This is a genomic window from Klebsiella sp. 141240 (assembly GCF_050600805.1).
In the GTDB taxonomy this organism is placed as follows: domain Bacteria; phylum Pseudomonadota; class Gammaproteobacteria; order Enterobacterales; family Enterobacteriaceae; genus Klebsiella; species Klebsiella aerogenes.
The window spans coordinates 125,653-137,938 of record NZ_JAQIRK010000003.1; the positions used below are offsets into that span (position 1 = coordinate 125,653).

Here is a 12,286-nt window from a genome sequence, read left to right on the forward strand (position 1 = left end):
CATTTATGGGACTCTGTTTTGGGTAAAAAGAAAACCTAATCGCAACATAACAGCCACAACTGGCGACATAACAGACAGGTAGGGGTTAACGGATGAAGGCAATTATGAATAAATATCGACTTGCCATTCTGGCAGGCTTACTGGCAGCCGGCGGAGCGACGGCGCTGCAGGCGGCAACGCTGAACGTGATGCAAAACGAACCTCCGCGTAGCATGGATCCGGGCGACCAAACCGCGACCTTTACCGATACCGTATTAAAACCGATGTATGAAGGTCTGGTGGATTTGTCGCCGGATTTCAAAATCGCCCCGGCGCTGGCTACCGCCTGGAAGGTCAGCGATGACGGTAAAGTCTGGACTTTTACCCTGCGTAAAAACGTCACTTTCCATGACGGCTCGCCGTTCAATGCCGATGCGGTAGTCGCCAATATCGAACGACATATCGACCCGAAAGGCGGACTGGCAGCCAGTTCGCGGATGCGCAACGTGATCGCATCCGTGAAGAAGCTCGATGATGACAACGTCGAGATTACGCTGAAAAAGGTCTATCCCTCTTTCCTCAATCTGTTGACCGGCGGCTCGGCGAAGATGGTGAGCCCTGCGGCGGCGAAAGCTGGCACCATTGGCCGGAAAGCGGACGGTACCGGCCCATATATGCTGCAGGAGTATAAAACCGGTGAATACGTGCTGGAGAAGAAAAACCCGAAATACTGGGGCGAGAATCACGGCCCGGATGAGATTAAGTGGACCTGGAGCGCGGAGCCGTCGGTGATGAACATGGCGCTGCTTTCCGGTCAGGTCGATGTGATTAACCCGGTACCGCCGCAGTTTGGTCTGCAGTTGAAAAGCAACCCGCAGGTGAAGCTGGAGCAGGGGCAGGGTGCATCCGTATTCTGGGTGGCGCTCAACGTTGAGCAAAAACCGCTAAATAATGTCCGCGTGCGTCAGGCGCTGAACCTGGCGACCGACAAAGAAGCGCTGCTGAAGGCGGTGATGTTTGGGTTTGCTTCTGCCGCCAACTCACCGCTGGCCCCGGTGAACGAAGGATATGATAAAACCCTCAACGACTATCCGTGGGATCTCAATAAAGCGAAAGCGCTATTAAAAGAGGCCGGTTATCCGCAGGGTTTTGAGATGAACATCGCCGTGCAGGGACCGGATGCGCGTACCGCGCAAATCCTGCAGGCGATGTGGGCCAAAGTTGGCGTCAAGCTCAATATCCAGCAGATGGAGAGCGGCGTCTGGAGCAAAGCGGCGTTTGCCCCGGCGGCGGAAAAGTTGGCCAACCGTACCGATGCGGTGCTGGCTTCCTGGTCTTCCGGGCTTAATGGATCTGATTTGCAGTTGCGCCCGCTTTACTATTCGCAGAGCGCCGCGCCGACTGGGGCCAATCTCGGATTCTACCGCAACCCGCAGGTGGATGAGCTGTTAGACAAAGCGGCGACCACCATGGATGACAACGCGCGTATCGCCGAATATGTGGCGGCGCAAAAGGCCATTATGCAGGACGCGCCGCATGTGATGCTCTACTTCCAGGACGATTTGTACGCCACCCGCGCCACCATTAAAGGCGTGCGAATGGAACCGGGCGGCGAAATTATCGTTACCGAAGCGCAAAAACCATAACGCTGGGGCCAGCGTGGAGTTGTTATGAAAGCTTATGTGATTAAAAAACTGCTTTCTTTGCCGCTGATCCTACTGGGGGCATCGCTGATTGTCTTTATGGCGATCAGAATGCTCCCCGGTGACCCGGCCCGCCTGATGGCCGGGCCGCAGGCCACCCAGGATGATGTCAGCCGTATGCATACGCGCCTCGGTCTGGACGATCCGCTGGCGGTGCAGTATGGCCATTTCGTTAGCGGAATGCTGAAGGGTGATTTTGGCACTTCGTTGAAGTCCGGCCAGCCGGTCTCCGCCGAAATGAGCGAGCGGGTTCCTTATACTTTAGGCCTGGCATTGCTGGCGTGGATGATGGCGGTGATCCTCGGCATTCCAATGGGAATGTGCGCGGCGATTTACCGCAATCATGTGGCCGACCATGTGCTGATGCTGGTGGCGATTGCCGGCGCGTCGATAGCCAATTTCTGGCTAGCGCTGATCGCCATGGATACCTTTTCGGTGAAGCTGGGCTGGCTACCGCTACTGGGCGCCGAAGGCTGGAAAAGCTATATCCTGCCGTCGGTTTGCCTGGGGATTTTCCCGATGGCGGTGATGTCGCGGATGACCCGCTCCAGTATGGTTGATGTGTTAGGCGAGGATTACATCCGCACCGCGAGGGCCAAAGGGCTGGCGCCGTTTCAGGTCTATTTCAAGCATGCGCTGCGCAATGCGCTGATCCCCATCGTGACGATTATCGCACTGAACTTCGGCAGCCTGATCGGCGGCGCGGTGGTGACCGAGTCGGTGTTTAACTGGCCTGGGATAGGCCGCTATCTGGTGGATTCGGTACGCTATCGCGATTATCCCGTTATTCAGGGAGTGACGATGATTACGGTGGCAAGCGTGGTGGTGATGAACCTGGTTGGCGAGATGATTATCGCCAGAATCAACCCGAAAATAAGGTTTGACTGATATGTCGGAAATTTCACTCGCCAAATCGCGCAGCGGTGTGCTCAGCGGCCTGCGCTGGGGGATGGAGCATCCCTCGCTGACCCTCGGCGGCTTCATCGTCGCCTTAATCATGGTATGTGCCCTCTTCGCGCCGTGGTTAAGCCACTACGATCCCTATGCGCAGGACCTGCTGAATATTCTCTCCGCGCCGTCGGCCGACCACTGGCTGGGCACCGATGACTATGGCCGCGATATCTTTTCCCGCACCATTTACGGCGCCAGGATCTCGCTGATTGAAGTGGTGGTCAGCGTGGCGCTGTCGCTACTGATGGGGCTGCCTCTGGGAATTATCGCCGCCCTGTGCGGTAAAAGTGTCGACCACCTGATTATGTGGGTGATGGATGTCATTTTCGCTTTTCCCGGCATCGTGCTGGCTATCCTGCTGGTCAGCGTCCTCGGCGCAGGGTTGATGAATATGCTGTTGGCGATCGCCATCTTCTCGGTGCCGGTTTACGCGCGTCTCAGCCGTAACCTTACCTTGGGCATCAAGAATATGGAGTACATGGAAGCGGCGCGGGCGCTGGGGATTGGCTACCGCCGACAGATAATTCACTACATTCTGCGTAATACCCTGGGGCCGATTACCGTGCAGGCGACATTGACCGGCGGCTCGGTGATCCTCGCCGCGGCTTCGCTCTCCTTCCTCGGCATGGGCGTGCAACCGCCGATGCCGGAGTGGGGGACAATGATGAGCGACGGGCGTAACTTCCTTGGCATCAGCCTGGGAATTTCGCTATGGCCGGGACTGGCTATTGTCTTTTCGGTATTGGGCTTCAACCTGTTGGGAGATGGCCTGCGTGATTTAATGGATTCGCGCCTATGAGTAACAGCGTGCTGTGTCTGGATATTGGCGGCTCCTTTATTAAAAGCGCGGTTTCTCCAGCGCCGGGGAAACTGGTTATGCCGCGCCAGCGGGCGATGCCGCTAAGCTCCTGGCCCGACTTCGTTTGCGCCGTGCAGGAGATTATCGCGCAATATGGCGATGCGATTAGTGAACAGAGTCCACTGGCGCTCTCCTGCGCCGGAGTGGTGGATGTCGCCAATGACCGTATTCTGTCGAGCAACATTCCGCCGTTCACCGGTATTGATATTACCCAATCGCTGCAGGCTGAGCTTGGGCGTCCGGTGACGATGGCCAACGATGCGGACTGTTTTACCTTAGCCGAGGCGCGTTTCGGCGCGGCAAAAGATCTGCCGGTGGTGTTGGGCGTGATCCTCGGCAGCGGGATCGGCGGGGGGATTGCCATCAACGGTAACATTCTCTACGGCAATCAGGGAATCGGCGCCGAGTGGGGGCACGGACCCATTACGCGCACTCATCTGCGGGGAATTGAGTTGCCTCGGCTGGCCTGCGGCTGCGGACAGCAGGGCTGCCTCGATACGCTCGGCGGGGCAAAAGGGATGCAGCGGCTGCACCAACTGCTTAGCGGTCAGGCGCTAAGCAGTGTCGAAATCGTAACGCGAGGCATGGCGGGGGAAGAGACTGCGGTGTTGACCCTCGAAGTATGGCTCGATCTGGTGAGCGAACCGTTGGCCCATACGGTGAACATTCTCGGGCCGCATAAAATCGTCGCTGGCGGCGGGCTGGCGGGTGAAACGGCGTTGCTGGCGCGCCTTGATACAGCGTTGCGGGCAAAGATTCTGCTGAAGAGCGCTGAGCCACTACTGGTCGCCGGGCAATTTAGTCGCGAAGGGGGATTACTGGGGGCATCGGTGCTAGGCTGGGAAAAATTTTAGCCAGAAATGTGGCGAATTTGACGGAAGCTTCTAGGATTAGAGCCTATCCCAGTAGGCGTAATTGGCGCAGCCAGTTTGAACACGGACAGCGCGCAGAAACCGGAGCGTACACGTAGTACGTGAGGATTTCGAGCACTGCCCTGGTTCAAAATGGCAAGTAAAATAGCCCTAATGGGATAGGCTCTTAGTCTGCTTATAAAAATGGAGTAATAACCATGTGCACCAATTTACACGATAACGCCCGCCGCTATGCGGAAGAGAAAAAATGAACGCTTCCTGCTAATCCTGCCCTGCGCCCGCCCGGACGATGGCAAGGGTTAATACTGTGGATTAGCCGACGACTGATACGAACTAATAAGAACCCGCCAATGGCGGGTTCTCCCTTTCTGACGGCCTGAACAACTTACTTCAACATTTTGTTATAGACGTAAAAATCCGTATCACGTACGAAGCCGCTACGCTCGTATAACGCCTGCGCTTTAGTATTATCGGTTGCCGTGCTGAGCATAATAAATGCGGAATCACTCTCTTTTGCCAGTTGTTCGGCACGGGCAATCAGTTGCTGCGCCACGCCGTGATGGCGGGCAGACTCATCAACGTACAGATCGTAAAGCAACCAGATGCGCTTCATTTCCAGCGAGCAGAACAGGGGATAGAGCTGGGTAAAGCCCACCGCTTTGCCGTCCACTTCTGCGAAGAAAATGACCGACTCATTCAGTTGCAGGCGCTTAAGGATGAACTCCCGCGCCTGAACGAGATTTTCTTCGACCTGATAGAAACGACGATAGGCGAGATACAGCGGCAGGACGGTATCGACATCCTGGGGCTGGGCTTGATAAATATTCATACTAAAACCTCATTACAATTACGGATGTAATTGTAATACAAATATGATCAGCTGTCGCCAAACGCGCTATGCTGCGTATTTGTTAGGCGATTGCGACGATTGCGGGAGGCGAAATTCAGCCGAATAGCGTACCTTATGGATTATTCACGCTTTTTACAGGCATGCATTAATGGAGGTTCAGTGGACGCGATTAAGGGCTCGGAGCTGAAAGTGCCGGACGCCATCTTTGCATGGGTGCTCGACGGGCAGGGCGGCGTAAAGCCGCTGGCTGATAACGATAATATCGATAAGAGTAATCCCTGCTGGCTACATCTCAATTATACCCATACCGACAGCGCCGACTGGTTAGCCGCCACGCCGCTGTTGCCGAATAACGTTCGTGACGCGCTGGCCGGGGAAAGCACTCGTCCGCGGGTGACGCGCATCGGCGATGGCGCGCTGATTACCTTGCGTTGTATCAACGGCAGCACCGATGAACGCCCCGATCAACTGGTGGCGATGCGTCTGTATATGGACGAGCGGCTGATTGTCTCTACCCGTCAGCGCAAGGTGCTGGCGCTGGATGACGTGCTGGGCGATCTGCAGGAGGGCAACGGGCCGACGGATTGCGGCAGCTGGCTGGTGGAAATCTGCGATGCGTTGACCGATCACGCCAGCGAGTTTATCGAACAGCTGCATGACCGGATTATCGACCTTGAAGATGACCTGCTCGACCAGCAGGTGCCGCCGCGCGGATTTCTGGCGCTGCTGCGTAAGCAGCTCATCGTGATGCGCCGCTATATGGCTCCCCAGCGCGATGTCTACGCCCGTCTTGCCAGTGAGCGCTTGCCGTGGATGAGTGACGATCACCGTCGCCGGATGCAGGATATTGCCGACCGCCTTGGCCGCGGTCTTGATGAGATTGACAGCTGTATTGCCCGTACGGCAATCATGAGCGATGAAATCGCGCAGATTATGCAGGAGTCGCTGTCGCGACGGACTTACACGATGTCGTTGATGGCGATGGTTTTTTTGCCCAGCACCTTCCTGACCGGGCTGTTTGGCGTCAACCTTGGCGGTATCCCGGGTAACAGCTGGCATCTTGGTTTTTCGATATTTTGCGTAATGTTAGTCGTTCTAATCGGTGGTGTTACCTGGTGGTTACATCGTAGTAAATGGTTGTAAGAAATTGTCTTTTCAGGCGATTTTGCCGCTGAAACCCCGGCAATATTTGAGCGAAATCAATAAACCATCTACCCATTCAGGGCAATATCTCTCTCGCAGGTGAATGCAACGTCAAGCGATGGGCGTTGCGCTCCATATTGTCTTACTTCCTTTTTTGAATTACTGCATAGCACAATTGATTCGTACGACGCCGACTTCATTGAGTCGGCTTTTTTTTTGCCCTCTGCCAGCTAACTTCTACGCTTAAAGAATAGTCCTGTAAAGAGAGGGGATAAACTATGCGTAACCTGGCGCTTTCCTTGCAGTCGATACCCATCGGCCCTGAGCCCAACGACCCGGTGCCCGTACCCGATCCGCGGCCCCGTCCGCACCCGCTTCCCGACCCGCCGCCGGACGATGATCCGATTAAATTGTCGCATCAAGAGCGGAGATCTGCGAGGATACGCGCCTGCAGATTGTCCGCCCTTTAATGCGAGAAAACATTGTGACCGCTTTTTCAACACTGAACCTTTTGCCCGAAGCTCAACTGAACAACCTTAACGAACTGGGATACCACGCGATGACGCCGGTGCAGGCCGCCGCATTGCCGGCTATCCTGGCCGGGAAGGATGTGCGCGTACAGGCGAAAACCGGCAGCGGTAAAACGGCGGCCTTTGGTCTGGGATTGCTACAGCACGTTGACGCCGGTCTGTTCCAGACCCAATCACTGGTGCTGTGCCCGACCCGCGAACTGGCGGATCAGGTCGCTGGCGAACTGCGTCGCCTGGCGCGCTTTTTGCCAAATATTAAAGTATTAACCCTCTGCGGCGGCCAGCCTTTCGGAGCCCAGCGCGATTCCTTACAGCACGCGCCGCATATTATTGTCGCCACGCCTGGCCGCCTGCTTGACCACCTGCAGAAGGGGACCGTATCGCTGGATGCGCTGCAGACGCTGGTTATGGATGAAGCCGATCGTATGCTCGATATGGGCTTCAGCGATGCTATTGATGAAGTGATTCGTTATGCGCCAGCTTCGCGCCAGACATTACTGTTCTCCGCGACCTGGCCGGAAGCTATCGCCGCCATCAGCGGCCGGGTGCAGCGGGATCCGCAGACGATTGAAATCGATAGCGTTGATGCGCTGCCGTCTATTGAACAGCAGTTCTTCGACGTTTCGCAAAGCGGTAAAATCAAGCTGCTGCAAAAATTGCTCAGCCAGCATCAGCCGGCTTCCTGCGTGGTATTTTGTAATACTAAGCGCGACTGTCAGGCGGTATGCGATGCGTTGAATGCTGCCGGCCAGAGCGCGCTGTCGCTGCATGGCGACCTGGAGCAGCGTGACCGCGATCAGACGTTGGTGCGTTTTGCCAACGGTAGCGCGCGCGTACTGGTGGCGACCGACGTTGCGGCGCGCGGCCTGGATATCAAATCGCTGGAGCTGGTGGTTAACTTTGAACTGGCGTGGGATCCTGAAGTTCACGTTCACCGTATCGGGCGAACCGCTCGCGCAGGTGAAAGCGGCCTGGCGATTAGTTTCTGCGCGCCGGAAGAGGCGCAGCGCGCTAACATTCTTGCTGAAATGCTGCAGATCAAACTCAACTGGGTTAACGCGCCGGCGGGTAATAATATTGCGCCGCTGCAGGCGGAGATGGCGACCCTGTGTATTGATGGCGGTAAGAAGGCGAAAATGCGTCCGGGCGATGTGCTGGGGGCGTTAACTGGCGATATGGGGTTTGATGGCGCCGATATCGGTAAGATCAACGTTCATCCCGCGCATGTTTATGTCGCTATTCGTCAGGGCGTGGCGCAAAAGGCCTATAAGCAGCTGCAAAACGGCAAGATCAAAGGCAAGTCCTGCCGCGTACGTTTGCTGAAGTAAGGGCGGCAAGTGACGGTCTCCGGCGGTTGCCGGAGACGCGTTGCGTATTATTTTACTTCAACCACATTCAGACGCAGTTCATCTAACTGAGCGTCTTCTTCTTCCGGCTGCCAGCCCGCAGGCTGCAGCGGAATCTCTTCGCGGTCAAAGGCCAGATCGCCGCCGTCAACTACCGCAGAACCGTGTGTGATGGATTTAAAATCAAACAGATTGACGTCGCTCAGGTGCGACGGCACCACGTTCTGCATTGCGCTAAACATGGTTTCGATACGGCCAGGATAGCGTTTATCCCAATCGCGCAGCATATCGGCGATCACCTGACGCTGCAGGTTAGGCTGGGAGCCGCACAGGTTACAAGGAATAATCGGGAAGCCTTTGGCCTGCGAGAAGCGTTCGATATCTTTTTCGCGACAGTAGGCCAGCGGGCGGATAACGATATGTTTGCCGTCATCGCTCATCAGTTTCGGCGGCATACCTTTCATTTTGCCGCCGTAGAACATGTTGAGGAACAGCGTCTGCAGAATATCGTCGCGGTGATGGCCGAGCGCGATTTTGGTTGCGCCCAGTTCGGTCGCCGTACGGTAGAGAATGCCGCGACGCAGACGAGAACACAGTGAGCAAGTGGTTTTGCCTTCCGGGATTTTCTCTTTAACGATGCCGTAAGTGTTCTCTTCGACGATCTTGTACTCAACGCCCAGCTGTTCCAGATAGGCCGGCAAAATGTGTTCCGGGAAGCCCGGCTGTTTCTGATCGAGGTTAACGGCCACCAGCGAGAAAGAAATAGGCGCGCTTTTCTGCAGACTGCGCAGAATTTCCAGCATGGTATAGCTGTCTTTGCCGCCGGAAAGACAGACCATAATGCGGTCGCCATCTTCAATCATGTTGAAGTCGGCGATCGCCTCACCGACATTGCGGCGCAGACGTTTCTGCAGTTTGTCGATGTTGTATTTTTCTTTCTTTGTAACTTGCTGATTATCTTGCATTATTAACGTTCTCTGAAACTAAAAGGGGCATATAGAGGGCAAAATGATTTAAAGCCCAAGCCGGGATTTCAGCATTGAAACCTGGTCGCCGTTCATCTCTTCAATCCATGTACTGTAAACTTCGTACACCATCTGCGTGTTTTCATGCCCCATCTGATTGGCTATAAAAGACGGGTTAGCGCCAGCCGACAGGAGCCAGCAAGCGAAAGTATGCCGCGTATGGTACGGATTCTTGCGGCGAATACCAGCGCGTTTTACTGCAGACTGCCAACGGCTTCCTGGACTGTTGTTTGAGTAGTGCGGTTTTTGCTCGCCATTATGAACTGCCCGCAATTAAGCGGGCTCGCGTGGAATCAGGCGACTTTCTTATCAGCTTTGCTGGCGATAAATTTGGAGACGGGAACAATGCGGCTAAATTCTTCCTGCGCGCGGGTGTCATTTTCAACCTCCCACAAATCCACCGCCGCCTGAAGGTTAAGCCAGAAATCAACGGTGGTATCGAAGGCTTTAGACAAGCGAAATGCCATATCAGTAGTGAGTTTGCGGTTATTGTTAACTAATGCACTTACACTATTACGATGCACATGTATCATTTCCGCAAGTTGGTTGATTTTCAAATCTAGCGGCTCCAGGTATTCATACAGCAGGATGTCACCTACGGTAGTTGGTTTTCTGGTTGCCTGTTTCATAGTATTCCCTTGAGGTTTTTGAGTTTCAAAAGGAGCCAGCTGCAACTGGCATCCTTATTTAGTACTTGTGTGGATCCAGGTAAAGGTCTTCCGCTTTACCATCCACCCACTTAAATATTAAGCGGTACTGCTGGTTAATTCTGATTGACGAATAACCTTCCAATTTGCCGTTTAGCTCTTCATATCTATTGCCAGGTGGCGATCGTAAATCCAGATAGGTAGTGGCAGCATTGATGATATCGAGCTTGCGGGCTAGCGTGGTATGTATGTCTGGAGGAACTTTTTTATGTGGCGCCGAGTGTAAAAAAAATTCTTCCAACCATACATCACGGAAGCTACCTATGTGATTCTGCATTCCATTTAAGCCTCCCTGATCCTTTATGTGGATATTGTAATGCACTCACGCACAGTGCGCAAGTGCGTTTTAATCTTCTTCAGATTACAGGTTGAAAAGCAGAACACTTATTGTGAGGGTGCGTTTGCTGGTGGGGTTGTAGGTATTCCTGCAAAAGAACCATGCACCTCCGACATACTGAATATGTCACTCGAGAGGTAGAATGCGTAAAGCCCGCCGGGCGGCGGGCTTGCGATTACCTGACGACCAGCACCGAGCACTCGGCATGGCGCACCACCGCCGCGGCGTTAGAGCCGAGCAGATAAGTGGTGATGTCCGGGCGATGCGAGGCGATAATGACCAGGTCAGCGGGCAGCGATTTAGCCAGCGCCAGAATCTTATCTTTTGGCGAGCCCTCGGCAACATGGAAATGCATTCTGTCTTCCGGAATGGCGAAGCCTTTTGCCAGCTCACGCAACTGTGCTTCCGATTCGGCGCGCAGTTCATCCATAGTCGGTAGTTCAGCGGTATAGGCCATACCCAGAGAGGCGTAGTAGGGTAGCGAAGGGATAACGGTGAGGAAATGCACCTGCGCGTCATCGACGCGTGCTTCGGATTCAACGTGGCGGATCACACGTTGAGTAAATTCTTTATCAGAAATATCGATGGGTACCAGAATCATTCTACTCATAAAACCTCCTGTTTTAATAACCACCAAAACAGTATGCCATCAGGATTGAGGTTCTACTATAGCGTGAATCACAAATTGGTACGACAACTGGCAATTTATTGTTGGTTTAAGTGAAGCGCCCGCCGTTCACGGCGGGCGCAAGCATTAGAACTGATATACCAGACCCAGTGCTACGATATTGTCGGTAGAAATACCGTTGTCTTTATAGAAGTCGTCATTGCCGTCGAGCAGGTTGATTTTGTAATCAACGTAGGTGGACATATTACGGTTGAAGTAATAGGTCGCGCCGACATCCATATATTTAACCAGATCTTGATCGGCATACTGACCTTTGTAAACCAGATCTTTACCTTTGGATTGCAGGTAGGAAATTGCCGGACGCAGGCCGAAATCGAACTGATACTGTGCGGTTACTTCAAAGTTCTGCGTTTTATTAGCAATGGTGCCGTTCTGATTGCCGTACGGCGTCATGTTACGGGTTTCTGAATACATGGTCGCCAGATAGATGTTGTTCGCATCATATTTCACGCCTGCGGTCCAGGCATCGGCTTTATCGCCGCCCGCGGTAGACTGATGGGTCTGTTCGTTGGTGCGGTCAGAAGAACTGTAGGCCGCGCCGAGGCTGACGCCCATACCTAAATCATAGGTAGAGGAGATACCGAAACCGTCGCCGTTGGAGTTTTTCACGCTGCGGCCATCGCCGTTAGCGGTTCCTTCCTGGCTGGCGGAAGAATTAAATTCATGGCTGGCTTGGTTTTCGTTTTTACCCTGATACTGGAGCGCGAAGTTCAGGCCGTTAACCAGGCCGAAGAAATCGCTGTTACGGTAAGTTGCGACACCGTTGGCGCGGCCGGTCATAAAGTTGTCGGACTGGGTATAAGAGTCGCCGCCGAACTCTGGCAGCATATCGGTCCAGGCTTCTACGTCGTACAGGACGCCGTAGTTACGGCCATAGTCGAATGAACCGTAGTCGCCCGCTTTGATCCCGGCGAACGCCAGACGAGTCCACGCCTGATCGCCAGAGCTTTCGGTGTTGTTAGCCTGAACGTTGTATTCCCACTGACCATAGCCGGTGAGCATATCGTTAATTTGCGTTTCACCTTTAAAGCCGAAGCGCAGGTAGGTCTGATCGCCGTCTTTACTGGAGTCGCTGGAGAAATAATGTAAACCGTCTACCTTGCCGTAGAGATCTAATTTGTTGCCATCTTTATTATAAATTTCTGCCGCGTGAGCAGCGCCGGCAGCCAATAATGCCGGGATAACCAATGCCAGTACTTTTCTTTTCATTTGGATATTCCTTTAACTTTTTTTGTTTTAACTTCCTGGGTGGAAGTATGGTCATGCTAAAGGAGCGCATTCTGATATGATAAGTAT

The 12,286-nt window shown here is 54.0% G+C and carries 13 protein-coding genes and 1 pseudogene; 7 read left to right on the plus strand and 7 right to left on the minus strand.

What is annotated here, in order from left to right; genetic code table 11:
* Positions 1 to 92 precede the first annotated feature (92 nt).
* The 4 genes from PGQ95_RS06385 to PGQ95_RS06400 are packed head-to-tail and all read left to right on the plus strand — an operon-like array spanning position 93 to position 4,346.
* On the plus strand, positions 93 to 1,625 hold the full coding sequence (locus PGQ95_RS06385; protein WP_430917356.1) for an ABC transporter substrate-binding protein: 1,533 nt from the start codon (positions 93 to 95) through the stop codon (positions 1,623 to 1,625).
* 24 nt (positions 1,626 to 1,649) lie between these two features.
* Complete coding sequence (locus tag PGQ95_RS06390) at positions 1,650 to 2,570, plus strand: ABC transporter permease (protein WP_032711787.1); 921 nt, start codon at positions 1,650 to 1,652, stop codon at positions 2,568 to 2,570.
* 1 nt (position 2,571) lies between these two features.
* Positions 2,572 to 3,432: an ABC transporter permease gene (locus PGQ95_RS06395; RefSeq protein WP_101704734.1), complete on the plus strand. Its 861-nt coding sequence runs from the start codon at positions 2,572 to 2,574 to the stop codon at positions 3,430 to 3,432.
* Positions 3,429 to 4,346 (plus strand): ROK family protein, encoded by a 918-nt coding sequence (locus PGQ95_RS06400; RefSeq protein ID WP_430917359.1) that lies wholly within the window; start codon positions 3,429 to 3,431, stop codon positions 4,344 to 4,346. The genes PGQ95_RS06395 and PGQ95_RS06400 overlap by 4 nt, the downstream gene beginning before the upstream one ends.
* A gap of 403 nt (positions 4,347 to 4,749) precedes the next feature.
* Here the strand turns inward: PGQ95_RS06400 and PGQ95_RS06405 are convergent, their stop codons facing one another.
* Positions 4,750 to 5,193: a GNAT family N-acetyltransferase gene (locus tag PGQ95_RS06405; protein ID WP_430917361.1), complete on the minus strand. Its 444-nt coding sequence runs from the start codon at positions 5,191 to 5,193 to the stop codon at positions 4,750 to 4,752.
* Between the two features lie 180 nt (positions 5,194 to 5,373).
* On the opposite strand from PGQ95_RS06405, the gene zntB reads away from it, so the two are divergent.
* The 3 genes from zntB to dbpA all read left to right on the plus strand — a co-directional run bounded on the left by zntB (position 5,374) and on the right by dbpA (position 8,215).
* A complete protein-coding gene (gene zntB / locus PGQ95_RS06410; RefSeq protein WP_045397470.1) occupies positions 5,374 to 6,357 on the plus strand; it encodes a zinc transporter ZntB in 984 nt (327 codons plus the stop codon).
* A 278-nt stretch (positions 6,358 to 6,635) separates the two neighbouring features.
* Positions 6,636 to 6,827 carry a hypothetical protein gene (locus PGQ95_RS06415; RefSeq protein WP_087859447.1) on the plus strand — a complete coding sequence of 64 codons (192 nt, stop codon included), beginning with the start codon at positions 6,636 to 6,638 and terminating at the stop codon, positions 6,825 to 6,827.
* A 14-nt stretch (positions 6,828 to 6,841) separates the two neighbouring features.
* Entirely contained in the window at positions 6,842 to 8,215 is a 1,374-nt protein-coding gene (gene dbpA / locus PGQ95_RS06420; protein ID WP_087859635.1) for an ATP-dependent RNA helicase DbpA, read from the plus strand.
* Between the two features lie 47 nt (positions 8,216 to 8,262).
* On the opposite strand, the gene ttcA is transcribed toward dbpA, so the two are convergent.
* The 6 genes and pseudogenes from ttcA to ompC all read right to left on the minus strand — a co-directional run bounded on the left by ttcA (position 8,263) and on the right by ompC (position 12,199).
* Entirely contained in the window at positions 8,263 to 9,198 is a 936-nt protein-coding gene (gene ttcA / locus PGQ95_RS06425; protein ID WP_032711785.1) for a tRNA 2-thiocytidine(32) synthetase TtcA, read from the minus strand.
* Positions 9,199 to 9,246: 48 nt separating this feature from the next.
* A pseudogene (locus PGQ95_RS06430) lies at positions 9,247 to 9,522 on the minus strand (tyrosine-type recombinase/integrase); the annotation flags it as partial.
* Positions 9,523 to 9,551: 29 nt separating this feature from the next.
* On the minus strand, positions 9,552 to 9,887 hold the full coding sequence (locus PGQ95_RS06435) for a HigA family addiction module antitoxin (RefSeq protein ID WP_113373209.1): 336 nt from the start codon (positions 9,885 to 9,887) through the stop codon (positions 9,552 to 9,554).
* Positions 9,888 to 9,945: 58 nt separating this feature from the next.
* Positions 9,946 to 10,242: a type II toxin-antitoxin system RelE/ParE family toxin gene (locus PGQ95_RS06440; RefSeq protein ID WP_113373210.1), complete on the minus strand. Its 297-nt coding sequence runs from the start codon at positions 10,240 to 10,242 to the stop codon at positions 9,946 to 9,948.
* 235 nt (positions 10,243 to 10,477) lie between these two features.
* Positions 10,478 to 10,912, minus strand: coding sequence for a universal stress protein UspF (uspF, locus tag PGQ95_RS06445; protein ID WP_430917364.1), 435 nt, complete (start codon positions 10,910 to 10,912; stop codon positions 10,478 to 10,480).
* Positions 10,913 to 11,056: 144 nt separating this feature from the next.
* Positions 11,057 to 12,199, minus strand: coding sequence for a porin OmpC (gene ompC, locus PGQ95_RS06450; protein WP_087859449.1), 1,143 nt, complete (start codon positions 12,197 to 12,199; stop codon positions 11,057 to 11,059).
* Between the last annotated feature and the right edge of the window lie 87 nt (positions 12,200 to 12,286).

Excerpts from the sequence above, each read along its gene's own strand:
- PGQ95_RS06385 (WP_430917356.1), top strand. The coding sequence starts at position 93 with ATGAAGGCAATTATGAATAAATATCGACTTGCCATTCTGGCAGGCTTA.
- PGQ95_RS06390 (WP_032711787.1), top strand. The coding sequence starts at position 1,650 with ATGAAAGCTTATGTGATTAAAAAACTGCTTTCTTTGCCGCTGATCCTA.
- PGQ95_RS06395 (WP_101704734.1), top strand. The coding sequence starts at position 2,572 with ATGTCGGAAATTTCACTCGCCAAATCGCGCAGCGGTGTGCTCAGCGGC.
- PGQ95_RS06400 (WP_430917359.1), top strand. The coding sequence starts at position 3,429 with ATGAGTAACAGCGTGCTGTGTCTGGATATTGGCGGCTCCTTTATTAAA.
- PGQ95_RS06405 (WP_430917361.1), bottom strand. The coding sequence starts at position 5,193 with ATGAATATTTATCAAGCCCAGCCCCAGGATGTCGATACCGTCCTGCCG.
- PGQ95_RS06415 (WP_087859447.1), top strand. The coding sequence starts at position 6,636 with ATGCGTAACCTGGCGCTTTCCTTGCAGTCGATACCCATCGGCCCTGAG.
- ttcA (WP_032711785.1), bottom strand. The coding sequence starts at position 9,198 with ATGCAAGATAATCAGCAAGTTACAAAGAAAGAAAAATACAACATCGAC.
- PGQ95_RS06435 (WP_113373209.1), bottom strand. The coding sequence starts at position 9,887 with ATGAAACAGGCAACCAGAAAACCAACTACCGTAGGTGACATCCTGCTG.
- PGQ95_RS06440 (WP_113373210.1), bottom strand. The coding sequence starts at position 10,242 with ATGCAGAATCACATAGGTAGCTTCCGTGATGTATGGTTGGAAGAATTT.
- uspF (WP_430917364.1), bottom strand. The coding sequence starts at position 10,912 with ATGAGTAGAATGATTCTGGTACCCATCGATATTTCTGATAAAGAATTT.
- ompC (WP_087859449.1), bottom strand. The coding sequence starts at position 12,199 with ATGAAAAGAAAAGTACTGGCATTGGTTATCCCGGCATTATTGGCTGCC.